This is a genomic window from Buttiauxella sp. AC142 (assembly GCF_979253435.1).
Window position 1 is genome coordinate 4233072 of the sequence record NZ_CEEDCH010000001.1, and the last position, 22598, is coordinate 4255669.

Consider the following 22598-nt stretch of genomic DNA (forward strand, 5'->3'; position numbering starts at 1 on the left):
ATGACTTATAGGTGTATTTTTTTTGCGGTCTGCGCCGCAAAAGTCCACAATCAAACCGAACTGGAAATATCCCCTACTCCAGAAGGGTTAGTGTTTCCAGAATACCACATTAGAATTAAGGCTGTTCCAATCAGGTTAAGACAAAGTGAACAATTCCAACCCAAATCAAAGCAAAATTGTGAACGCCGTCACTGGTGCGCGGACTATCGAGCTATGGCAACGCCAGGATTTGCTCGAGTCCAAAGACGACTGGCTGGCTGAAGAAGTGCCAGTAGCGCTGGTCTACAACGGTATTTCTCACGTGGTCATGATGGCCTCGCCCAAAGATTTGGAACTTTTTGCGCTCGGTTTCTCTTTATCTGAAGGGATTATTGAATCTCCGGCAGACATTTATGGAATTGATGTTTTATCCGTTTGTAATGGCTTAGAAGTGCAAATTGAGCTTTCCAGCCGCCGTTTTATGGGCTTGAAAGAGCGCCGACGCTCCCTTGCCGGGCGCACCGGCTGTGGCGTATGCGGTGTGGAGCAGCTCAATGATATTGGTCGCCCGATTACCCCGCTGCCATTTACGCAAACCTTCGATTTAAACCAACTTGATGCCGCCTTAAACCAGATGCGTGGATACCAGCCGGTCGGGCAACTCACGGGTTGTACTCACGCCGCACTTTGGCTTGATGCAAACGGCACCATTCTGGATGGCAGAGAAGATATTGGTCGCCACGTGGCATTAGATAAACTGCTCGGTGCACGCGCTCGCGAGGCCTGGCACAACGGCGCGGTTTTAGTCTCAAGCCGTGCCAGCTATGAAATGGTGCAAAAATCGGCCCAGTGCGGCGTCGAAATTCTGTTTGCCGTTTCTGCCGCGACAACGCTTGCCGTAGAAGTGGCAAGCCGCTGCAATTTGACGCTGGTGGGCTTTAGTAAACCAGGTCGAGCCACGGTTTATACGCACCCGCAGCGGCTGCGATAATAATCACCTGTTTCAGCATTCGTTTTTAATGGTTAGCGTGTAACGGGTTAGCCGCAAAGTAACGCCATAAACTGCGGGTAGCTCCTGATGCGTTCAATCTCATGCGCATCGTAGCGGTTTAATGCATTAGCTAAATAGCTGAAAATCTTTAGCTCCTGGCGCAATGCAGTGCTGGTGCAGGCTAACAACAGATGGGCAACAGACTCGCCGTTAATCATCACCGGGTGTTTAAGGCAAATAAAATAGCTGCGAAATTGATTGCTCGATTCACTCCAGCAATGGGGGATGGCGATATGATTGACGACCAGGTTTTCCCCTTCAGTTTCTCGTTGATAAACACTGTGCGCATCATCCTTATTTAAAAGCCCCCGCTTCACTAACCTGGCACAGATATCTTTGATAATGGTTAGCCACTGATCACCCGGAGTGTTGGCATAAACAAAACTGCACTCCTCAGGGATAAATTGCGGTAGCTTTTGTTTTATCAATGAATAATCCAGCTTCTCTTTCACGAGATTAATGCCTGCCGGATTAATAATATTCTTGATAACCAGCATTTCCGCCACGAGTGTATCCAGTGGAAAAGCGCTGTTATTGATAATCAGCGCGGGAGTCATTTCTTCGCACAATGCGTACAACTCCGCAGGGTGGAGCGCGATAACCACCCGGCAATTATGCAACTCACGTTCAATAGCCAGTTGATTGATAGTAGCGATGGCATTTTGCTCGGCGAGCAAAACAATGGTGTGCTTTTCACCCTGGTTGCGTTCCAGCGCACAGGCGAAATACAGGCCTATCAAATCGCTGTCATAAATTTCAATATTCAACCGCTGCCTGATTTGGTTAATCAGCCCGATGCTGAGATCAAACGCCACTGGCCACGCTGCCTTCAGGTTGTTCATGGACCCTTGACGGCTCTCTTGTAACCATAAAGGCCGCGCCGCACACCGCGCAATATGAGCAGTCAGGTCATCAATCAGTTGCTGATCCAGTTCCCCCAAACCGTGGCTAATCAATAACTCATTCGTCAACTCGCCTATCACTGTGGTGGTGACTTGCGAAGCACTGTCTTGCAGCGCTTTTACCAGGGAATCGGCTTCCTTCAGCGCGTCATGCGAAAGGTACAGTCCAGCGGCTTCGTAAGCAGCATGGAAAGTCTGGCTGTTGCCTGCCGGTACCGAAGGCGATTTTTGATTTCGCAGCGCGTAAACCGCCAACAACAACGTTGCGCAGTATTCAGAGTTATCGCTGATACCTTCAATATTCTGTTGCAGAACCTGAAAGACCCGGCTTTCAAGGTTGAGACTGGCACAGACTGCCGACGGTGATTTTTTGATTAAATTAGCCAAAATGATCAGCTTCTTTCGGCGCGGCTCATCAATATAGTGCCCGGAGTTTGGCCTGCTGGTGATCCTGAAGCACCGTGAGCTTCGCTGCTTGAGCCGTGCGAGTTGATCGTTAACGATTTTCTCAGGCAAATTGAGGGCTTCTGCCAGTTGCAGCCGTGTGGTGTAGAGGTTCGTGAGTAAGACAAAAAGCATTCTGTCATCGTTATCATGGCGCTGTAACTGCATGAAATAACGGTTTCTGTCGAAAATATCTAACTGGTAGCCACTACCGTTAGTGCTAATGCGTGCCGCATCGCTGAGAGTAAAATTCAGGTAGTCGATATCGCGCAGCACAGTTCGGCTGGAGACATTTCCCCCGCTCGCCAACTCCTTCATGGTCAGGTTCTGGTTTTCCAGTCTTTCGAGCAGGGACAACTGACGTTCACTAAGCATTGATGGCGTACCGGGTTGAAGAAAACATAACCACTTTTGCGATTCGCCCGGAGAATGGCAAGCATCAAAAAACGGGTTTGCGAGATACATTCCAGAACTTACGCAATCCCGTAATTATCTTTAAATATAAGTATTTACCTCATCAATAAATGAAGCGTTAATTCTATTTAGAAGATGATGAATCATGCTAAAAGCCGCTGCATAATCGTTCCCGGAAATCATCGAACTATTCGCGTGCAGATAACGTGTTGGCAGGCAAATGGACACTACCGGGCGGCCTCCTCCCATCACATTAAAACGCCCGCCGTCTGTGGCCCCCGTTTTCATGGTGCAAAACTGCACGGGCGCGCCTACGGCTTCACTACTTTGCTTCAGCGCTGCCACCAGCTTTTGGTTGGGGAAATAACGTTTATCAAACAGCATTACCGCCGGGCCGTGGCCAAGTTTGAGCGGGAATTTAATGGGGTCGATGCCGGGAATATCCCCTGCCACGGCGGTATCCAGCACAATCACAATATCCGGTTTAACGAATTCGGCAGACGTTTGAGCCCCGCGCAGACCGACTTCTTCTTCAACCGTCGCAATGCCGTAAAGCGTGATGTCAGGGTTATTAACACTCTCAAATAACTCCGCCATTAATGCGCAACCCGCACGATTATCCAGCGCTTTCGCGGTGATTTTATCTTCACCCCAGCGGGCAAAATTGGCCTCTGGACTAATGAAATCCCCAATAGCGATGCCGCGCGAACAGACTTCTTCCCGGCTGCTGGCACCGATATCAATAAACATTTCTTCATGCGCCATCGGCTGCTGTTTTTGCTTTTCACTTAAGGCATGAGGCGCTACGGAACCAATCAAACCGGGGATTTTCTCACCGCCACGGGTTCTGATTGTTACGCGGTGATTCAGCATTGACTGGTTCCACCATGACCCAATGGTATCGAACCAAATAAAGCCTTGTTCGCTGATGTGTTTCACCATAAAACCGACTTCATCCATATGGCCGACTATCGCCACTTTCGGGCCTTTATTGCCTTTGCAGGCGATAAAACTGCCCAGCCCATCGAACGTAATTTCATCCGCGAAGGGGCGTAGTTGGCGCGCCAGAATTTGGCGGACTTCATGTTCGTCACCACTGACTGCGCTGGCGTCACAAAGCTGTTTTAAGAAGTTAAATTTCATGAGCAACGTCCTGTTTTTCTGCGAGTTTACGAGCGCTATGTTTAAGCCAGGCGCCTTTGAGCACAATAATCAGCGTGATGTTCAACGCCAGTCCTGCGGCAAGCACCGCATAAAATGGAATGACAGGAGACATCAAACCAATCAGCGGGTCGAATACGCCAAGGCCCGGAGCCAGGCGTTGAATACCAAAGGCAATAACCAACATTCCAGTGATCCCACCGCTTAAAGTATTCGCGGTAATCATCGGTAACGGTGCAGCCAGCGCATACGGTATTGCAGGTTCGGTTGCCACGGTAGCCCCCACCACAATCGCGCTGCCTGCGGCGTCTTTTTCCTGCTGGGTAAACAGTTTTGGCGCAATAAAGGTGGCGATACCGGCAGCCATCGGCGGCATTAATGCCACCACGCCGACAATCGCGTACCAGTCATAAATGTGTTTTTCGAGCAGTGAAAAGCAGAAGAACCACGCAGTTTTGTTGATTGGCCCACCCATATCAAACGCCAGCATGGCCCCAACAAGGAACGCCGCGCCCAGTTTCATCGACGGTGGAATGGTATTCAGGAAATGCAGCAGCCCGTCCATGATGCTCGCCATAAACGGCCCGACGACGTAATACGTCAAAACACCAAACACGAAAAGCGTAACGAAAGGGATCAGCATCGAGCCAAGCAGAGGTTGCAGCGCCTTGCCAAGTTTGACCTTACGGAAGTAACGAACGAAATAACCAATCGCCAGGCCGAGCACGACCGCGCCCAAGAATCCCGCGCCAGATTGCGTGCCGAGTAAACCTTTGTCATTTGCGAGGTAACAGACGATAAACGCCGGAGCAAACGCGGGTTTATCGCTAATTGACCAGGCGATATATGCGCCCATTATCGGGATCATAAATTTGAAGCCAAGATAGCCGATGGACTCGATAATCCAGCTAAACGACGGCGCGCCTTTGCTCATGTCCTGATACGGCAGGCCAAATTGCACCAGCATATTGGCGATTGCCACCAGAATACCGCCGCCAATCACGAACGGGAGAGCGGCTGAAACACCTGCCATCAGGTGACTCATCACGCTGCCCTGCCTTACTTCCTGATTTCCCAGTTTCACGCCGCTATCTGCCGCGAAAAGTTTTGAATGCGTCGGTAATTGTTCAAAGATCTGATTAATGTTTTTTAGCGCTTGCGAGATAGGCAACTCATACACTTTTTTCCCGGCGAAACGGGCGCGATCTTCTTCGTTTAATCCGCGCCCAATAGCGAGAATAACGTAGTCCGCAGCGGCGATTTCGCTGTCCAACAGGCGGTTTTCGACTCCGTTTGCACCTTGTGTTTCAACTTTAATGACATGCCCAAGCGAACGGGCTTTTTGCTCCAGCGCCTCAGCCACCATGTAGGTGTGGGCAATCCCCGCCGGGCAGTTTGTTATAGCGACAAGTTTGAGAGGGGCTTCCATGGCGTGTTCCTCAGGCTCAGGAGAGAGTTTGGTTGAGCAGCGCGACGACATCCTGCGCATTGCCGGTTTTCAACTGTTGGATAAAATCCTGGTGAATAATTTTGCGGCACAATGTGGAAATCACATTCACCTGTTCTTCGCCGCCGATCTCGGGAATGCCGATGCAAATCCAGCAGTTAACCCCTTCGCCATCCATCGCTTTCCAGTCAATATCCAGGGTGCTTCTGGCGAACAAAACAAAAGGTTTTACTACCGCAACGCTTTTGCCGTGGGGAACCGCCACACCAGAACCAAAACCCGTGGAGTGGTTTTGTTCACGCAGCAATAGCGTTTGCATAAAGGCTTGTTTGTCATTGATGTAGCCAAGATCTGCCGCCATTGCAGCAAGGTTTTTCAGCACTGAATAAGCGCTGTTGCCGCCAATATTGAGGTTTACTGCATTGGCATTGAGGAAGGACATCTGTTCGCTCCATCGAAGATTCAAAGCGATAGTGTAGAAAGTTAAACGCCTGCAAATAACAGCGGATATGTCACAGACCCGGTGACATATTTGCGACTCTTAATCACGTTATTCTGTGGACGGGTACACATTGTTGCGGGAAACTAGCTTTCAGCTCCGCCACTTACTCACCAGACACGGATTTTTATGTCGCTTAAAGCCATCGCCAAACAACTCGGACTTTCTGTTACTACTGTCAGCCGCGCGCTGAACGGTTATGACGATGTATCGCAAGAGACAAAAGCACGTGTCGAAGCCGAAGCGCAGCGCCGTGGTTACCGCCCAAATACCTTTGCCCGCCGCCTGAAAATGGGGAAAATTGATGCCGTTGGGCTGGTTTTTCCTGTTCATCCCGTGCCGCTCAATAACAGCGTCTTTATGGACATGGTCGGCGAAATTAGCCGCGAACTGGCGCAACATGAAGTGGATTTACTGCTTATTGCCGATGACGATAATGCCGATCGGCACGGATTTATGCGCATGGTGCAAGGCCGCCGTGTCGATGCACTGATTGTGGCTCACACGCTCGATAACGATCCACGTTTGCAGCAGCTACAATCTGCCGGTTTTCCGTTTTTGGCACTGGGTCGCAGCCAACTGGCTCAACCCTACGCATGGTTTGATTTTGACAACCACGCTGGCACATTTAATGCGGCTAACCATCTGATTTCACTCGGACATGAGCGAATCGCGCTGCTTGGCGAAAATAACTACCAGGCATTTATCACGCAACGCCGCAACGGCTATCTTGATGCACTCGCAAACCACCAGTTATGCACGGATTATCTACGCGAAGTGCCACCAACCCGCCGCGCGGGTTACAAAGCCGTGCAAGAGTTAATGGCGTTACCTTCGCCACCCACGGCGATAATTACCGACTGCAACTCGCATGGCGACGGTGCCGCGATGGCATTGCAACATATGGGATTGCTGACGGGTGAAAACCGCGTGTCCCTCGTGGTTTACGATGGTTTGCCAACAGACAGCATTGTCGAAACTGACGTCGCCGCCGTGATTCAATCGACGCGTGAAGGTGTCGGAAAGCAAATTTCAAGCATGGTGCTGGGCCTGATTTCCGGCCAACCTATCGATTCCCTGCAAATACTTTGGCAACCGGAATTTTTTCCCGGCGTCACCACTAATCCTCCAGCCTGATTTTCACTGATTTTATAATCACGATCACATTACCGAAACGTTTTGGTTGGCATCCGAAACGTTTCGGATCAACAGTAATGACATCACTTTCCCGGAGATGCCATTCATGGAACCGATTTATCATCGCTTAACCAGCGCCCAAAGCGACATCGTTATAAGAACCCAACCTTTCGCCGAAATTGTCTACTGGGGCCAGCATCTTGCGCACTTTTCACCGCTAGATTGCGCCAGCCTGGATCGCCCCATCGCCAATGGCCGCCTTGATATTGATACGCCGATAACCTTAGGTGCAGAACTCGGGCGCGGTCTGTTTGGCTCGCCGGGGATTGAAGGCCATCGCAACGGCCTGGATGCCTCCCCTATCTTTACCACCACGCAGGTGGAACAAAACGGCCAGAATTTAACGATCACCGCTGAGGATAAGCAGGCCGGTTTGCGCCTGATTAGCGAGCTTCGTCTTGATAGCAGCGGCGTGTTGCAAATTCGCCATGGGCTGACCAACTTACGTGCGGCTCCGTGGCAAGTGGATCGCCTGGCTATCACTCTGCCCATTGCTGAACGCGCCCTGGAAGTCATGGCGTTTCATGGGCGCTGGACACGTGAATTCCAGCCACACCGCATTCGTCTCGAACACGACAGCTCCGTGCTGGAAAATCGCCGGGGGCGTACCTCGCATGAACATTTCCCGGCCATGATTGCGGGAACGGCCGCATTTAGTGAACAGCAAGGCGCTGTGTGGGGCGTGCATTTGGGCTGGAGCGGCAACCATCGTCTGCGCTGCGAAGTGAAAACGGATGGCCGTCGTTATCTGCAAGCCGAAGCGCTGTATCTGGCGGGGGAAATGGCGCTGGGTGAAGGCGAAACGCTGCACACGCCATGGCTTTATGCCAGCCATTCTGGCAATGGGCTGAACGGTATGAGCCAGCAATTTCACCAATTCCTGCGCGAACAGGTTATTCGCTTCCCGGAAAATAAGCCGCGCCCGGTGCATCTCAATACGTGGGAAGGGATCTATTTCGACCATAACCCGGAATACATCATGCAGATGGCGAGCCGCGCCGCCGAATTGGGCGTGGAGCGTTTCATCATTGATGACGGCTGGTTTAAAGGCCGCAATCATGACCGGGCAGCGCTTGGCGACTGGTATCTTGACGAGCAAAAATATCCGAATGGTTTGATGCCGGTTATCAACCATGTGAAGGCATGCGGCATGGAATTTGGTATTTGGGTCGAGCCAGAAATGATTAACCCGGATTCCGATTTATACCGCGCGCATCCTGATTGGGTACTGGCGCTGCCGGGCTACGAGCAGGCAACCGGACGTTACCAGTGGGTGCTGGACCTTAGCAATCCGCAGGTGTTCGATTATCTTTTAGAGCGCATGAACTGGCTGCTGGGCGAACATCCGATTGATTACGTGAAGTGGGATATGAACCGCGAGCTGGTTCAGGCGGGGCATAATGGCAAAGCGGCAGCGGATGCACAAACTCGTCAGTTTTACCGTCTGTTGGACGAACTTAACCGCAAATACCCGCATGTTGAGTTTGAATCCTGCGCATCAGGTGGCGGTCGAATCGACTATGAAGTGTTAAAACGCACCCACCGTTTCTGGGCCTCAGACAATAACGATGCGCTGGAGCGTAATACCATCCAGCGCGGCATGAGCTATTTCTTCCCGCCGGAAGTGATGGGTTCGCACATCGGTAATATGCGTTGCCATGCCACCTATCGTCAGCACAGCATTGAGTTTCGTGGCCTGACAGCCCTGTTCGGGCACCTGGGTATGGAGCTTGACCCGATGACGGCCGACGCTGCCGAAAGCGCAGGTTACGAGCGCTACGTGCAACTCTACAAACAGTGGCGACCGCTGCTGCATACCGGCAAACAGTGGCGCGTGGATATGCCAGATGCCACAACGCAAGTGCAAGGTGTCGTTGCGGAAGATAAGTCTCAGGCGCTGTATTTAGTCAGCCAACTGGCGATGCCGGATTATACGCTCGCCGGTAATTTGCGCGTGCCAGGCCTCGACCCGGCGGCACGTTATTGCATCACGCTGCTCGACCATCCGCAAATCAGCGTGGTGGGCAAAGGCGGTCATACCATGCGCAAGCTACCGGGCTGGATGGAAACAACGCAAACCGTTAGCGGGGAATGGCTGGCGCAGGCCGGATTAGCCCTGCCGATCCTCGACCCGGAAAGCGCCATTTTGATTGGCTTTGAACGCGTGTAATACCATGACATCGGGGCGGCACACGCTGCCCCATCAAGTTTGTCCCTTTGAGGAAAACACAATGAGCATGCCTGCCTGTACCCATAAAAATAACCCTAATTTCTGGATTTTTGGCCTGTTTTTCTTTCTCTACTTTTTCATTATGGCGACCTGTTTCCCGTTCCTGCCCATCTGGCTTTCGGACGTAATCGGCCTGAATAAAACGCATACCGGGATCGTGTTTTCCTGTATTTCTCTGTTTGCCATTCTCTGCCAGCCCGTTCTGGGGATCATTTCCGACAAACTGGGGCTTAAAAAGCATTTGCTGTGGGTCATAACCCTGATGCTGTTCTTCTTCGCCCCCTTCTTCTTGTATGTTTTTGCTCCGCTGCTAAAAACCAATATCGTGCTCGGGGCGCTTGCTGGCGGCATTTATATCGGTTTTGTATTCTCTGCCGGTTCCGGCGCGATTGAGGCGTATATCGAGCGCGTGAGCCGCAATAGCTATTTTGAATACGGTAAAGCACGGATGTTTGGCTGCCTGGGCTGGGGGTTGTGCGCTTCCACCGCAGGGGTGTTATTTAACGTTAATCCGGCGTTTGTGTTCTGGATGGGTTCAGGTGCGGCCGTGATTTTGATGGTGCTGTTGCTGGTCGCTCGCCCACAGACAAACCAGACCGCACAGGTTATGGATTCTTTGGGTGCCAATCAGCGCCAGATTTCTGCAAAAATGGTCTTTTCGTTATTTAAAATGCCCAAAATGTGGATGTTCATTCTCTATGTGGTGGGTGTGGCATGTGTTTATGACGTCTTCGATCAACAGTTTGCGACCTTCTTTAAAACCTTCTTTGATTCTCCGCAGCAAGGCACCCAAGCCTTCGGTTTTGCGACCACTGCCGGAGAAATTTGCAACGCGATTATTATGTTCTGCTCGCCGTGGATCATTAACCGCATCGGCGCCAAAAACACGCTGCTGATTGCCGGGGCGATCATGACCACGCGTATCATCGGCTCGGCTTTCGCCACCTCCGCGTTTGAAGTGATTGCACTCAAAATGTTGCATGCGCTGGAAGTGCCGTTCCTGTTGGTTGGGGCATTTAAATATATTACCGGCGTGTTCGACACCCGCCTGTCGGCCACGATTTATTTGATTGGTTTCCAGTTTGCCAAACAGTCCGCGGCGATTTTCCTCTCGGCTTTTGCCGGAAATATGTACGATAAGATTGGCTTCCAGCATACCTATCTGATTCTGGGCGGTATCGTGCTGACCATCACCGTCGTGTCAGCGTTTACCCTGTCAAATCACAGAGCCCCGCTCCCACAAGCTGCGGCAGCTCCGGCAAATTAAGGAAGAAAGAACATGTCAGTACGAAGAAAAATGGAAGTTGGCGAGCTGTATACGGACCACTGCGAAGGGTTGCCGGAAGAGCGCCGGGCAGGCAAAGAGTTGGTCTATGACTACAACATGACGCGCCCTTCGCAAGAGGCTCACCGTGCCGAACTGCTCCAGCAATTATTTGGCAGCGTGGGCGAAAATTGCTGGGTCGAGCCGCCCATCCGTGTGGCTTATGGCAGCCACACGCATATCGGCAAAAACTTTTACGCTAACTTTAATTTCATCGTGGTGGATGACGCCACGGTGACGATTGGCGATAACGTGATGGTTGCACCCAATGTGACCATTTCTACCGCCGGGCATCCGATAGACCCAGAAATCCGCATCACCGGGCAGCAGTTTTCTTTGCCCGTTACCATTGAAGATAACGTGTGGCTGGGAACGGGCGTCATCATCAACCCCGGTGTGGTGATTGGCCGCAACAGCGTGATTGGCGCGGGTAGCGTAGTGACAAAATCTATTCCGCCAAACGTGGTTGCCGCAGGCGTGCCTTGCCGGGTGCTGCGTGACATTACTGTGGAAGATAAATTGTCTTTTGCTGGTTAGAATGCCCTTTTAAATGATGAAGACGGATGGCTTATCCGTCTTCACGCTTATTTCTTTTAGACTTCTAAATTAACCCCATTCCTTTTCAGCCATATAAAAATGCGTTAGCAGTCACATTTTTGAAAGCTAATAATTCCCCATCAAAACCAAATACACGCTGATATTATTAGTTTTCACCCACCAAGATTAATCCATTGAAATATAGAATATTTTCAACAAATTTTTTGTTTCCCGCCATTAATTATCTGTGATTTATATCACAAAACACACCCATAAAAACCCTCTGTCAATGACCTTCAGGCTTAAATGAATCCTGCTTTTGTGACATCCGTTGCAAATTCAAGTCTTGTTTAAAGGGAAAAATGTCTGCAAGCAAATAAACGAGGCGAGCGTCATGAGAATCGGCATGGTAATTAGCGGCGGTGATGTCACGGGAATAAATAATTTTGTTTTTCAGATTTCCCGACTGGCACAAGCAGAAATCGTTTTGTTTAACGGTGGTATTCCAGGTTTATTGCAGAATAATCACCAGGCTATTTCCGCACGGGATCTAGTGGATTTTTCCGTTGCCGCCATTCCGATTATGTCTTCAGGCAGAACTCATCGTAAATTAATGGGTAGCGAATATGAAACCATCGCAAAACAGTTAAAAACCCTGCATATCGATGTGCTTATTATGGCAGGCGGAGACGGCTCCTTACAGTTTCTGAATAACCTTAGCGAATATGGTGTGAATTGTTTCGGTGTCGGTATGACCATCGACAACGATGTTTACGGCAGTGATTACACCATTGGTTTTTCAACCGCCTGTGAACAAGTCATTAAAGAAGTCGGCAAACTGCGTAATACAGGTCGCGCTTTGCCGGGGCGGGTTTTTATGGTTGAACTGCTCGGCGGCTACTGCGGTGAATTGACGCTGCAATCGGCGATTAAAAGCAATGCTGATTTTGCGCTCATCCCAGAATGCCAGCAGTCGTTGAGCGAACTGGCACACAAGATTAGCGCACGCCTTGAGACACAAAACAGCGTCGTAATCCTTTGCTCTGAAGGTTACACCAAAGAATATTCCCCCGGTTTCCAGGGGGCGATTGACACCATGATTAAACAACTTGAGCCAAAAATTGGCGTACGAATTCGTAAGTCGATTATTGGTTATAGCTTGCGTAACGGTGACCCTACCTGCGAGGAAATTTATCAGGGCACAATTATGGCAGGTGAAGTCGTTCGTTGTATCCAGTCCGGCATGAGAAATAAAGCCATTATTATTAATTCGAGTAATAAACCGATCCCTATAGATTTAATCAGTATGCAAAAACGCCTCGTCGACACCGAAGGGCATCATTATAAATTAGCGAAGCAGCTCAATATTATTTGAGGAGACTTTCAATGCTTAAAATTCTTTGTGTATGCGGCTGTGGTTTAGGTTCCAGTTTCGCCATTGAAATGGCTGCAACTGCGGTACTTAAAAAACTTCAAATCCCGGCAGAAATTGATCACACCACCGTATCAGAAGCGGGGGCCTTTAAATCTGACATTATTTTAACGCAAAAAACCTTCGCCGATATTTTAACGGCCGATGCCAGCGAAGAGGAAATTAAACGCGTCATTGTGCTGCACCGTCTCACGGATAAAGACGAAATCGAACAAAAGATTGTCGCCTTTTTAAAAGAACGCAATGTGAAGGTATTCGACCATGAATAGCATCATTAACTTTATTGTTAAAGACCTGCTAGGACAGGCATCAATATTGATTGCCTTTATTGCCATGCTCGGTCTTTTGCTGCAAAAAAAATCGAAGGGTAAAGTCGCGGAAGGGACGTTTAAAACGCTGCTTGGTTTTTTAATCATGATGGCGGGTATCAACATTATTGTTGATACGCTGACTTTCCTGAACGACATCTTCACCCACGGTTTCGGTATGAAAGGCTACATCACCGATGTGGCCGCTATTGCCGGCCTTGCAAACCGTGAGCTGGGTTCCGAAGTGGCACTCACGCTGATGGTGATATTTATCGTCAACATCATCATTGCCCGCATCACGCCGTTTAAGTACATCTTTCTCACCGGGCAAGCACTGCTTTGGATGGCAACGATTGGTGCAGTTATCGGCTATAAAGCCGGGCTGACCGGGCTGCCGTTGATTCTTACTGGCGGGATCTTCGGCGGAATTATGGCGGTGCTGATGCCAGCCCTCGCCCAACCTGTGGTACGCCGCATTACCGGTTCTGACGATGTCGCTCTGGGCCACTTCTGCACTATTGGTTATCTGGTGCAGGCTGCGGTGGCGAAGGTTGTCGGCAAGGGTTCTAAATCTACCGAAGACCTGGTGCTACCGGATAACTTCAAATTCTTGCAGGACACTTACCTTTCGATGGCCGTGGTGATGATCCCTATGTACCTCATCCCGGCGCTGGCGGCAGGCCCGGAATACATCGGCCAATACTCCAACGGCGTGAATTACCTGATGTTTGCGTTTATGCAGGCAATTCAGTTTGTTGCCGGGGTATTCGTGCTCTATAGCGGTGTGCGTTTGCTGCTTAACGAACTGGTGCCTGCGTTCCGTGGTATTGCGATGCGCATCGTACCGGATGCCAAACCGGCGTTGGACTGCCCGGTGCTGTTCCCTTACGCCCCCAATGCCGTAATTGTTGGTTTCCTTGCCACAACTGTCGGCTCCATCATCGGCATGATTGTCTTCCCAATGTTTGGCCTGGCGATGATTCTGCCTGGCTTGTTGACCAACTTCTTTGCTGGCGGCACCGCTGGGATTTTCGGTAACGCAATGGGCGGCAGACGCGGTGCAATCATCGGCGGCGTAGTACATGGACTGTTTATTACCTTCCTGCCAGCCATCCTGGTGCCAATGCTTGAAAGCTACGGCTTTACCGGTGTGACTTTCAGTGATTCTGATGTGATCAGTAGCGGCCTGATTTTGGGACATGTATTCCAGAATAACTGGACGTTTGTCGGCTTATTCATCCTGTTCGTAGCGCTTATCGCCTGGTTCGTGAATGGCAAATCAACCAAACCTCAAGAGGAAAAAGCACATGAGTCTGTATAACTTCCCGGATTTATTACAGGTAGCCAAAGAGCGTAAATTTAAAGCGGTAGGCTCCTTTAATTTGCATTGTCTTGAAATGCTGCCCGCTTATTTTAAAGCTGCCAAAGCAACCAATAGCCCGTTAATGATTCAAATTTCTACCGGGACGGCGGAATATTTAGGTTATCGTTTATTAGTAGATTCCATTCGTTCTTTATCCGAAAGCCAGCAAATACCCACCTGCTTGCATTTGGATCACTGCTCAGATATTGAGTCCATTAAAACAGCCATCGATGCCGGGTTTAGTTCAGTAATGTATGACGGCTCCCATCTGGACATGGCAGATAATATTGCTAATACCCGTAAGGTTATTGATATTGCTCGCCCGCGAAATATCTCTGTAGAAGCAGAATTAGGCGCGATTGGCGGCTCAGAAGATGGCAAAGCGGTTGCCATGGAAGATATTTGCTTTACCACCACCGAAGACGCCAAACGCTTTGTTGATGAAACCGGGGTGGATATGCTGGCGGTGTCCGTCGGTACGGTACACGGCCTGTATACCGGCAAAGCGAAAATTCAGCATCAACGCCTTGCGGATATCAGCGAAGTGACCAAAACCCCGCTGGTACTGCACGGTGGCACAGGTGTCAGCGATGAAGATATGCGCCGCGCCGTCGCCGGGGGCATTGATAAGGTCAACGTCGGTACTGAAATGAACGTGCAATGGGTAGGACACTGCAAAGAAACCTTCGAGAAGGGCAAAGTGAATGACAGTGTGCGCAAATTTTTAATACCGGCAAATGATGCAGTCGCTGCTGTATTAATCGAAAAGATCGCATTATTTAAATAAAGCAGGCGTTATCCTCTACTCTTCATTGTAACCCTGGTTGCGTGGCAACCGTCGGGCGGGAGCTAGCTATGTTTGGATCTTTAAAAAAACTTTTTCACAGTGATAATTCGGATACGGCGCAATATGATATTCAAGCCGTACAACTTGAAACTGAATTAACTGCTCTGGAAAACACGTTAACGGAAAACCCAAATAATGGCGAAACACAAAAAGCATTAATGTTGCGCTATAACCAGGCGTTACAAGTTTTTGCGAAGAGTAAAACACACCGTCAGCATATCGATGCTTTATTTGTCAAAATTGATGAGCTGAGAAATATTATTCGTAAGAATATTTAGGGAGAACTCATGGCCATTAAAGAGTTATTAATTGAAGCGCAGGCAATACAAGTTGGCGTGCGCGAAACGGACTGGAAAAAGGTGATTAGACTAGCGGCTCAACCGCTGGTTGATAATGGCTATATCCTGCCCTCCTACTACCAGGCAGTAATTAATAACACCCTTGAGCATGGTGCGTATTACGTTTTTGAAGAGGGCGTCGCCATGCCCCACGCTCGCCCGGAATGCGGGGTGATAAAAAATGGCTTCAGTCTGGTTTTGCTTGATGAGCCCATCGCCTTTGCCGACAGCGAAAAGGCCGATATCGTGATTATGTTTGCCGCCTGCGACAGCAACGGGCACATCGAAGAAGGTATCCGCGCGATTGTGAATTTGTTGGGCGATGATGATGTGATGGCAAAACTGCGTCGGGCAAAAGGTAAGGAAGAGGTGATCGCAATATTATGAGCCAGACCACGCGAACACAGGGCAAAACGGTGGTACTTGTGAACGGCGTACCCGCCTCAGGAAAAAGCACTATCGCCCGTTTGTTGTCCGAACATTTTGCGCTACCGATTCTGACCATTGATGGCATAAAAGAGCCTTTTATGGCTCAGTTCGATGAAATTGATCGCCCATTCAACCGCCGCCTGGGAAGTGCCGCTTATGAGGTCATTTGGTCGATAGTGGCCGATAGCCCAATGCAATGTGTCTTTATTGTCGATGCATGGTTTGGCTTCCAACCGAAAGAGGCGCTTGAACGATATCTTGAGCAGGCGGGCGTTACCCGGGTTCTGGAGGTATGGAACCAAATTCCTGGCCCCCTCGCCGCCGAACGCTATGCACTGCGGCTTGGCGTAAGACGCCACGGGCACCCAGGGGAAGAATATCTGCCGGAGTTGGTAAAACTTGCGGATAACGCAGAACCGATGTCGCTTGGGCCGGTTTACACCGTGGACCACCGCGAGCCGATAGACAGAGCCGGTCTCGTGGCATGGCTGGATAACGAAATGGGCCAATAAGGGTGAATTTTCCCGGCTATACAGACTCCACTTTTTCCCCATTCTGCCGATAACTTAAACAGGCGCCAGGGCGACTACCCGCCAGGTTATCGAGCAGAGGTTTAAATGGATAGTTTTCAAAAAGATATTGATGAAAGGGCTAACCTGGCGTTATCCAACAAATTTGAGCTGTTGTTGTTCCGCTTAGGAGAAGGCCAGCACGGCGGGAATTCTGAGCTGTATGGCATCAACGTTTTTAAGCTACGTGAAATTGTGCCGATGCCGAAAATTAACCGTGCGGCGGGAATGAAATCGCCCCTGCTGGGCATGGCGAATATTCGCGACCAGTTTATTCCGGTCATCGACCTGCCCGCCGTTACGGGTTGCACGCCACAAACTGGCTTGAATTTATTGCTGATAACCGAGTACGCCCGCAGCACACAGGCATTTGCAGTGGAGTCGGTAGAAAATATTATCCGCCTCGACTGGAGCCAGGTTCACGCCGCCGAATCCGGTGTGAGTAGCCGCAATATCACCAGTATTGCGTCCCTGAACAACGATGAATACAAAGGTGAACTGGCGCTGGTACTCGATGTTGAACAGATTCTTTACGACATTATTCCTTCCGGGCGCAAAGTCGATATGGCGGCCATCGAAGGGAACACAAACCCTTTGAAACCGGGTGCTGTCGCGATTGTTGCCGAAGATTCAAAAGTCGCCCGCCAGATGCTTGAGCAAGGCCTGAAAGGTATGGGTATTCCGGTGATGATGCATTCCACGGGTTTAGAGGCCTGGGAGAAAATAAAAGTGATCGCCGCAGAAGCCAAGGCCGCTGGCCAGCCGATCACCGACCGCATTGGTATGGTTTTAACGGATATTGAAATGCCAGAAATGGACGGATTTACCCTGACGCGAAATATCAAAACAGATATCACGTTAAAACACATTCCGGTGGTGATTCACTCGTCGCTTTCAGGCAGCGCCAACGAAGATCACGTCCGCAAAGTGGGCGCGAACGGCTATGTGGCGAAGTTCGATGTGAAAGAGCTTTCACAAGTGATTAATAAAGCGCTGGAAGGTGCGGTGGTTTAAACAGGTGAAAAGGGTGGATTGGCGCTGAGGTTTATCCACCCTACAAAACCTGTTTATTACCTGTTACTTCCCCACCCAGCTATTTTTTATTTTGAATTTGTCTGCGCGGTTGTAGCTGCACGAAAAGTTAAACGCTTTGCCATCTTCAAGTTTGGTCACACCAGAGACTTTGAGCATTGGTAAACCTTCAGAAATCGACAATAAAGCGGCGAGTTCTTCATTGAACAAATCGCCTTCAATAACCGAGTTATAAAACTTAATTTTTTTGCCGGTGTATTTTTCGATGTATTCATATAACGAGCCATGCTCTAGCACTGAGCCTGGAATGGTTTCGATAACATCACTATTTATCCATGAGTCTTCAACCAGCACCGGGACACCGTCAATTAAACGGATACGTCGAATAAAATGCACCCGCTGTTCTGGCTGCATTTCCAACTGCTGCGCGACCCACTGCGGCACTTGAATTTGTTCATGTTGAACAAGCTGGCTGGTGATTTTCGCCTGCTGACCAAATTCACGAGAAAAGCCTAAAATAGAATCCCCGGTACCGCTGTTGAGCATATAGACATTGTCTTCAATCACTTTCGTGACATACATTCCTTTGCCATGGATTCGCTCGATAAACCCTTCCTGCTCAAGGATATGCATCGCTTTTTGTAGCGTCACTCGTGTGACGCCATATTGCACGGCAAGCTCTCTTTCTGACGGGATTTTCTCGCCAAGCTGGTAGCGATGGCTGAGGATATCATCCTGAATACTCTTCTTTATTTCTATATATCGCGCAGCCATAGGGGTTATTTCCGGGTGTTATCATCCAGCCATTAGTGTACCACTTCAGCTAACAACTCTGCTTCCTGCGCTTCAATAGCCAACTGTTTTACTTCCATTATTCTGAAGAACGGATAGTAGATGATTGTCGAAATAATAATCATGCAGCCCGACCATATTGCCGCAGGAATATTCCCGCCGGTGGCAAAATACGCATTCAGAATGGGTGGCATCGTCCAGGGGATTTGGAATACCGGCCTGCCAATAATGCCGAAATCCATCAGCAGATAAGAGCAGGTACAAATCACCATGGGCGCGACAATCAGCGGGAACATCATGATTGGGTTGAGGACCATCGGCACGCCAAATATAACCGGTTCGTTAATACAGAAAATCGACGGCCCAAAAGAGACGCGGCCAATGGATTTGTAATAACGGCTTTTAGACAGCAGCATTGCCAGCACTAAACCCATGGTGGCACCCGATCCACCTGCACAGATAAAGAAGTTATAAAACCCTTCGGCGGTTATGTGTGGAACGGGCTGGCCGCTAAGATATGCCTGAGTATTTTCAGCAATAAATTTTAAAAATATCGGGCTGGTGATCCCGGAAAGTACGTTGGTGCCATGAATGCCGCAGCTCCATAACAACGAAATAAGCGCTACCAGAATTAACATACCAGGCAACGTATCTAAACCGTGAACCAGTGGGCTGAGCAGCAGAGTAAAGAACGCGTTGATATCAAAATTCAGAATCACGCGTACAAACCAGACGATCGTAAGGCATACCACTGCGGGTACCAGACTGATAAACGATTGCAACACGGCGGGAGGAACACCTTCTGGCATTCGGATATAGATTTTGTGCGTGATAAAAAAGCGTACGGTATAGACCGTAAATATCGACAAAATAATGGCTGAGAATAACCCCGCGGCCCCAAAATTATCGACGTTAATTTTATAATGGCTATCGAGTTGCGCGAGAACAAAAACCGATACCGTAATACAACAACAACTTAGACCATCAAGGTTGTATTGTTTTGCCAGGTTATAACTGATGCCAATCGCCGCGACTAAACCAATTATCCCAAAAGTTGCCTGTACCGGGACACTGAGTTTATCCGCATAGGCTCCAAGAAACTCACTCCAGCCCGGAATGGGTAAGTTAGCAATAATCAGAAACAGGCTTCCGGCAATAATAAATGGCAATGTAAAAGCGACACCGTTACGAATGGCGACCAAAATAACGTTATTGCCGAGCTTCATTAATACCGGAATAACTCTGTTTTCCAGAAAGCTTTGCATGAAATATTCCTTTAATGACTATTCATCCATGGCGAGAGTGTATTGCGGCAAGAAGTCTCGGTTAGCGGCTAAATACTCCTTGAGTATATTCTCCGCAACCGCCACGGACGGCACTAACGGGTGAGCCGCCAGTGCCAGCAAAGCCGTATGTTTATTGCCGGTCATTGCCGCTTCAATGGTCAGTTCTTCAAAGGCTTTAACACTCTGAACTAGCCCACGAATGCGGGCTGGCAAGCGCCCGTAAGCCAAAGGACGTGCGCCCTGTTTATCAATCAGCGCATTGGTTTCAATGACTGCGTCATCCGGCAAATCAGGCGTTGTCCCTCGATTGGCGGTATTAACGACATGCACCTCTTTTTTGTTGTTATAAAGCGCGCTGATAATCGAGCAGGCAGTGTCGGAATAATAAGCGCCACCACGACTGGAAAGTTCAGGGGGTTTTTCGCAAAGCTCAGGGTTGCGATAAATTTCAAACAGGGCCTTTTCAATTTGCAGCGAACGTTCGCCACGAGTACCGCCTTGATTTAATTCCTCCAGTTCATGCTCAACCATTTCCCGATTTAAGTAGAAATACTTTAAATAGGAGAGTGGATATACATTCAGCGCGCGGATAAACTCAGGCGGCAAACCCAGATCAGAGATATTTTTTAATTTATTGTCACTCGCTCCCTGCGCAAGTTTCTCAATAAAATCAGCGGTAATATCTTTGCCATGCAAAGTAATTCGGTCGGCAAAAATTAAATGGTTCAGCCCCATAATTCTGGCATCAATTGCCTCGCGGCCCACGCCGTAGGTTTTCGCGATATCCATCATCATGCTGTTTGCACCGCTACAAATCCCCAGAGATTTGATTTTGCTGTGCTTCTCAATGGCCTCAGTCACAATCCCTGCCGGATTAGTGAAGTTGATGAGCCAGGCATCCGGGCAGAGCGTCTCCATCTCTTTGCAGATTTCCAACAAAACCGGAATGGTGCGCTGCGCCTTCATAAAACCGCCAGGACCAGTGGTTTCCTGGCCCAAAACACCATAACGCAGGGGGATCTTTTCATCCTGAATACGTGCGGCAAGCTGCCCGACGCGAATTTGTGTGGTAACGAAATCGGCATCTTTTAACGCCAACTGGCGGTCGGTGGAAAGGTGCACCGTCATGGGAATACCCGATTTTTTCACCATTCGCTGGGCGAGTTGACCGACGATTTCCAGCTTTTCACGGCCTGTTTCAATATCCACCAACCAAAATTCGCTAACAGGAAGTTCAGCGTGTCTTTTAATAAATCCGTCTATGAGTTCCGGCGTATAACCAGAACCACCGCCAAGAGTAACTATCTTTAATGGCTTCATGATGCTTCCTTTTTTTAAATTAAACTGGCATATGCCAGTTTGCAAAAAAGAAAATATCACACTCGTTGAGAGCAACTTTGGATGTTTGTCACATATTTAAAAGGGTTATTGATAACCTGAAAATCGGCAAAAAAATCCCCGACCGGGGCCGGGGAATAGATTCAACTTGTTTGGAAAAAGGTCTTACTCTAAATAAAACACTTCTTTCAGCTCCACACTCACCGGGCTGTTATCGGCATTGCTCGGCATGATTTCGCTCATATGCTTCCACCAGCGCTGGCAAACTTCCGTTTGTGCGACCGCATTCCAGCGAGCTTCGGACTCTATTTCTACCGTGGCAAAAAGTAGGTTGCGTTGAACATCAAGATAAATAGCGTAGTGATGAGCACCATGCTGTTTAAGTACCGCTTCCAGCTCTGGCCAAATCGGCGTATGGCGACGTTGATATTCTTCATGGGCATCTGGATTTACCTGCATCACAAAAGCTTTGCGGATCATAGCGCCTCCATATACAGCTCACGCACTTCCTCACGTGTTGCCGGGCGTGGATTACACCCTGCGCATGGGTCAGCCAGAGCGTTATCCAGCCAGCCTTCGATATCTGCAGTTTGAATTCCAAGCTGGCTAAAGCCAGATGGAATGCCGACGCGAGTAGAAAGCGCACGAATCGCCAGAATCGCCTCAAAGCTGGCTTCTTCTTCGTTCATATCCTGAGTATTTACGCCCATCGCTGCGGCAACTTTCGCAAAACGTGCAACGGCTTTCGGGCGGTTAAAGGCTTCGATAACTGGTAGCAAGATCGCGTTGCACACGCCATGCGGCAGGTTGTGCGTCGCACCCGGTTGGTGAGCCAGCGCATGTACCAGGCCAAGGCCGGCGCTGTTAAATGCCATGCCCGCCAGGTATTGCCCGTAAGCCATCATTTCACGCGCTTCGAGGTTGTGCCCTTCGTCGACTGCTTTTGGCAACCACTGGCTAATCAGGCGGATAGACTCCAGTGCGTTAGCATCAGTTAACGGATGAGCTGCAACGGAAACATAGGCTTCAATGGCGTGAGTCAGCGCATCCATGCCGGTTGCGGCGGTCACGCTTGCCGGGATATCGAGCATCACGCTGGCGTCATCCACGGCGATATCCGGGATCAGATTGGTGTCGATAATCACTTCTTTCACGTGGCGCAAAGAATCAATGATTACCGCATTGCTGGTCATCTCCGCTGCGGTGCCTGCGGTGGTGTTAATCGCCACCAGCGGTACGCCAGGGTTGGCGACTTTGCCTACGCCAGAATATGCGGTGGATGGGCCAGGGTTTGCCGTCAGGATTTTCACCGCTTTGGCGGTATCAATCGGACTGCCGCCACCGAAGGCAATCAGGTAATCGCAACTTGCCGCCTGGTACGCGGCAAAACCTTTCTGCACCAGTTCTTCGGTCGGGTTCGGGAACACTTCGTCGAAAAGTTCGTAAGAAAGTTGATGTTCATCGAGCGCACTAAACAGGCTGTCGAGCAGGCCCATTTTCACCAGTTGCCCGTCGGTAATAATCAGGGCTTTTCCCCAGGGTTTAGCGGCAATTAATTTCACCATATCGCCGATGGCACCTGCGCCGTGAAGGCTGATTTTTGGTAAAGCCAACATAAAGCTCATTACTATTCTCCTTAATATTGATGTTTTATAAATCCATACCCTCACCCCGGCCCT

The 22598-nt window shown here is 49.6% G+C and carries 22 protein-coding genes; 13 read left to right on the forward strand and 9 right to left on the reverse strand.

All coding sequences use genetic code 11. The features are described 5' to 3' along the window. Positions 1-145: 145 nt before the first annotated feature. Entirely contained in the window at positions 146-970 is an 825-nt protein-coding gene (gene fdhD / locus AC0IWZ_RS19760; protein ID WP_471678649.1) for a formate dehydrogenase accessory sulfurtransferase FdhD, read from the forward strand. Between the two features lie 47 nt (positions 971-1017). On the opposite strand, the gene AC0IWZ_RS19765 is transcribed toward fdhD, so the two are convergent. The 4 genes from AC0IWZ_RS19765 to AC0IWZ_RS19780 all read right to left on the reverse strand — a co-directional run bounded on the left by AC0IWZ_RS19765 (position 1018) and on the right by AC0IWZ_RS19780 (position 5840). Further along, positions 1018-2751, reverse strand: coding sequence for a putative frv operon regulatory protein (locus AC0IWZ_RS19765; protein WP_471678648.1), 1734 nt, complete (start codon positions 2749-2751; stop codon positions 1018-1020). Positions 2752-2871: 120 nt separating this feature from the next. Then, positions 2872-3933: an aminopeptidase gene (locus AC0IWZ_RS19770; protein ID WP_034499274.1), complete on the reverse strand. Its 1062-nt coding sequence runs from the start codon at positions 3931-3933 to the stop codon at positions 2872-2874. Then, positions 3923-5380: a PTS fructose-like transporter subunit IIBC gene (locus tag AC0IWZ_RS19775; protein ID WP_471678647.1), complete on the reverse strand. Its 1458-nt coding sequence runs from the start codon at positions 5378-5380 to the stop codon at positions 3923-3925. Before AC0IWZ_RS19775 ends, AC0IWZ_RS19770 begins: the two co-directional genes overlap by 11 nt. 16 nt (positions 5381-5396) lie before the next feature. Beyond that, entirely contained in the window at positions 5397-5840 is a 444-nt protein-coding gene (locus AC0IWZ_RS19780) for a PTS fructose transporter subunit IIA (RefSeq protein ID WP_034499277.1), read from the reverse strand. A 186-nt stretch (positions 5841-6026) separates the two neighbouring features. Here AC0IWZ_RS19780 and AC0IWZ_RS19785 point away from each other — a divergent pair, with 186 nt between their 5' ends. The 12 genes from AC0IWZ_RS19785 (at position 6027) to AC0IWZ_RS19840 (ending at position 17485) form a co-directional block, all read left to right on the forward strand. Continuing rightward, positions 6027-7034 carry a substrate-binding domain-containing protein gene (locus AC0IWZ_RS19785; RefSeq protein ID WP_034499279.1) on the forward strand — a complete coding sequence of 336 codons (1008 nt, stop codon included), beginning with the start codon at positions 6027-6029 and terminating at the stop codon, positions 7032-7034. Between the two features lie 106 nt (positions 7035-7140). Further along, entirely contained in the window at positions 7141-9264 is a 2124-nt protein-coding gene (locus tag AC0IWZ_RS19790) for an alpha-galactosidase (RefSeq protein ID WP_471678646.1), read from the forward strand. A gap of 61 nt (positions 9265-9325) precedes the next feature. Next, a complete protein-coding gene (locus AC0IWZ_RS19795) occupies positions 9326-10591 on the forward strand; it encodes an oligosaccharide MFS transporter (RefSeq protein ID WP_471678645.1) in 1266 nt (421 codons plus the stop codon). 12 nt (positions 10592-10603) lie between these two features. Next, positions 10604-11185: a maltose acetyltransferase domain-containing protein gene (locus tag AC0IWZ_RS19800; protein WP_410373286.1), complete on the forward strand. Its 582-nt coding sequence runs from the start codon at positions 10604-10606 to the stop codon at positions 11183-11185. Between the two features lie 394 nt (positions 11186-11579). Further along, positions 11580-12560 carry a 6-phosphofructokinase gene (locus tag AC0IWZ_RS19805; RefSeq protein ID WP_034499293.1) on the forward strand — a complete coding sequence of 327 codons (981 nt, stop codon included), beginning with the start codon at positions 11580-11582 and terminating at the stop codon, positions 12558-12560. Between the two features lie 11 nt (positions 12561-12571). Then, the gene (locus tag AC0IWZ_RS19810; RefSeq protein ID WP_034499295.1) at positions 12572-12886 is read left to right on the forward strand and encodes a PTS sugar transporter subunit IIB; all 315 of its coding nucleotides are present in this window, start codon (positions 12572-12574) and stop codon (positions 12884-12886) included. Beyond that, a complete protein-coding gene (locus tag AC0IWZ_RS19815; protein WP_034499297.1) occupies positions 12879-14246 on the forward strand; it encodes a PTS sugar transporter subunit IIC in 1368 nt (455 codons plus the stop codon). The genes AC0IWZ_RS19810 and AC0IWZ_RS19815 overlap by 8 nt, the downstream gene beginning before the upstream one ends. Beyond that, the gene (locus AC0IWZ_RS19820; RefSeq protein ID WP_034499299.1) at positions 14233-15075 is read left to right on the forward strand and encodes a class II fructose-bisphosphate aldolase; all 843 of its coding nucleotides are present in this window, start codon (positions 14233-14235) and stop codon (positions 15073-15075) included. Before AC0IWZ_RS19815 ends, AC0IWZ_RS19820 begins: the two co-directional genes overlap by 14 nt. 68 nt (positions 15076-15143) lie before the next feature. Continuing rightward, the gene (locus tag AC0IWZ_RS19825) at positions 15144-15413 is read left to right on the forward strand and encodes a hypothetical protein (protein ID WP_034499301.1); all 270 of its coding nucleotides are present in this window, start codon (positions 15144-15146) and stop codon (positions 15411-15413) included. 9 nt (positions 15414-15422) lie between these two features. After that, entirely contained in the window at positions 15423-15860 is a 438-nt protein-coding gene (locus AC0IWZ_RS19830; RefSeq protein WP_034499304.1) for a PTS sugar transporter subunit IIA, read from the forward strand. After that, positions 15857-16414 carry a P-loop nucleotide/nucleoside kinase family protein gene (locus tag AC0IWZ_RS19835; RefSeq protein WP_471678644.1) on the forward strand — a complete coding sequence of 186 codons (558 nt, stop codon included), beginning with the start codon at positions 15857-15859 and terminating at the stop codon, positions 16412-16414. The genes AC0IWZ_RS19830 and AC0IWZ_RS19835 overlap by 4 nt, the downstream gene beginning before the upstream one ends. A gap of 105 nt (positions 16415-16519) precedes the next feature. Beyond that, positions 16520-17485, forward strand: a complete 966-nt coding sequence (locus AC0IWZ_RS19840; RefSeq protein WP_410373284.1) for a chemotaxis protein — start codon at positions 16520-16522, stop codon at positions 17483-17485. Between the two features lie 63 nt (positions 17486-17548). Here AC0IWZ_RS19840 and AC0IWZ_RS19845 read toward each other — a convergent pair whose 3' ends face one another. The 5 genes from AC0IWZ_RS19845 to fucO all read right to left on the reverse strand — a co-directional run bounded on the left by AC0IWZ_RS19845 (position 17549) and on the right by fucO (position 22544). Next, positions 17549-18277 (reverse strand): GntR family transcriptional regulator, encoded by a 729-nt coding sequence (locus AC0IWZ_RS19845; protein ID WP_034499309.1) that lies wholly within the window; start codon positions 18275-18277, stop codon positions 17549-17551. A 32-nt stretch (positions 18278-18309) separates the two neighbouring features. Beyond that, positions 18310-19560 carry a PTS sugar transporter subunit IIC gene (locus AC0IWZ_RS19850; RefSeq protein ID WP_471678643.1) on the reverse strand — a complete coding sequence of 417 codons (1251 nt, stop codon included), beginning with the start codon at positions 19558-19560 and terminating at the stop codon, positions 18310-18312. A gap of 18 nt (positions 19561-19578) precedes the next feature. Beyond that, the gene (locus AC0IWZ_RS19855; RefSeq protein ID WP_471678642.1) at positions 19579-20901 is read right to left on the reverse strand and encodes a 6-phospho-beta-glucosidase; all 1323 of its coding nucleotides are present in this window, start codon (positions 20899-20901) and stop codon (positions 19579-19581) included. A 183-nt stretch (positions 20902-21084) separates the two neighbouring features. Further along, complete coding sequence (gene rhaM / locus AC0IWZ_RS19860; protein WP_471678641.1) at positions 21085-21399, reverse strand: L-rhamnose mutarotase; 315 nt, start codon at positions 21397-21399, stop codon at positions 21085-21087. Next, a complete protein-coding gene (gene fucO / locus AC0IWZ_RS19865) occupies positions 21396-22544 on the reverse strand; it encodes a lactaldehyde reductase (RefSeq protein ID WP_471678640.1) in 1149 nt (382 codons plus the stop codon). Before fucO ends, rhaM begins: the two co-directional genes overlap by 4 nt. Positions 22545-22598: the final 54 nt, after the last annotated feature.

Bases quoted from the DNA above. Each gene is read 5' to 3' on its own strand.
- AC0IWZ_RS19855 (WP_471678642.1), bottom strand. From the start codon at position 20,901: ATGAAGCCATTAAAGATAGTTACTCTTGGCGGTGGTTCTGGTTATACG.
- fucO (WP_471678640.1), bottom strand. From the start codon at position 22,544: ATGAGCTTTATGTTGGCTTTACCAAAAATCAGCCTTCACGGCGCAGGT.
- AC0IWZ_RS19820 (WP_034499299.1), top strand. From the start codon at position 14,233: ATGAGTCTGTATAACTTCCCGGATTTATTACAGGTAGCCAAAGAGCGT.
- AC0IWZ_RS19815 (WP_034499297.1), top strand. From the start codon at position 12,879: ATGAATAGCATCATTAACTTTATTGTTAAAGACCTGCTAGGACAGGCA.
- AC0IWZ_RS19835 (WP_471678644.1), top strand. From the start codon at position 15,857: ATGAGCCAGACCACGCGAACACAGGGCAAAACGGTGGTACTTGTGAAC.
- AC0IWZ_RS19775 (WP_471678647.1), bottom strand. From the start codon at position 5,380: ATGGAAGCCCCTCTCAAACTTGTCGCTATAACAAACTGCCCGGCGGGG.
- AC0IWZ_RS19830 (WP_034499304.1), top strand. From the start codon at position 15,423: ATGGCCATTAAAGAGTTATTAATTGAAGCGCAGGCAATACAAGTTGGC.
- AC0IWZ_RS19800 (WP_410373286.1), top strand. From the start codon at position 10,604: ATGTCAGTACGAAGAAAAATGGAAGTTGGCGAGCTGTATACGGACCAC.
- AC0IWZ_RS19850 (WP_471678643.1), bottom strand. From the start codon at position 19,560: ATGCAAAGCTTTCTGGAAAACAGAGTTATTCCGGTATTAATGAAGCTC.
- AC0IWZ_RS19795 (WP_471678645.1), top strand. From the start codon at position 9,326: ATGAGCATGCCTGCCTGTACCCATAAAAATAACCCTAATTTCTGGATT.
- AC0IWZ_RS19805 (WP_034499293.1), top strand. From the start codon at position 11,580: ATGAGAATCGGCATGGTAATTAGCGGCGGTGATGTCACGGGAATAAAT.
- AC0IWZ_RS19840 (WP_410373284.1), top strand. From the start codon at position 16,520: ATGGATAGTTTTCAAAAAGATATTGATGAAAGGGCTAACCTGGCGTTA.
- AC0IWZ_RS19770 (WP_034499274.1), bottom strand. From the start codon at position 3,933: ATGAAATTTAACTTCTTAAAACAGCTTTGTGACGCCAGCGCAGTCAGT.
- AC0IWZ_RS19765 (WP_471678648.1), bottom strand. From the start codon at position 2,751: ATGCTTAGTGAACGTCAGTTGTCCCTGCTCGAAAGACTGGAAAACCAG.
- AC0IWZ_RS19845 (WP_034499309.1), bottom strand. From the start codon at position 18,277: ATGGCTGCGCGATATATAGAAATAAAGAAGAGTATTCAGGATGATATC.
- AC0IWZ_RS19825 (WP_034499301.1), top strand. From the start codon at position 15,144: ATGTTTGGATCTTTAAAAAAACTTTTTCACAGTGATAATTCGGATACG.
- AC0IWZ_RS19785 (WP_034499279.1), top strand. From the start codon at position 6,027: ATGTCGCTTAAAGCCATCGCCAAACAACTCGGACTTTCTGTTACTACT.
- AC0IWZ_RS19810 (WP_034499295.1), top strand. From the start codon at position 12,572: ATGCTTAAAATTCTTTGTGTATGCGGCTGTGGTTTAGGTTCCAGTTTC.
- AC0IWZ_RS19780 (WP_034499277.1), bottom strand. From the start codon at position 5,840: ATGTCCTTCCTCAATGCCAATGCAGTAAACCTCAATATTGGCGGCAAC.
- AC0IWZ_RS19790 (WP_471678646.1), top strand. From the start codon at position 7,141: ATGGAACCGATTTATCATCGCTTAACCAGCGCCCAAAGCGACATCGTT.
- rhaM (WP_471678641.1), bottom strand. From the start codon at position 21,399: ATGATCCGCAAAGCTTTTGTGATGCAGGTAAATCCAGATGCCCATGAA.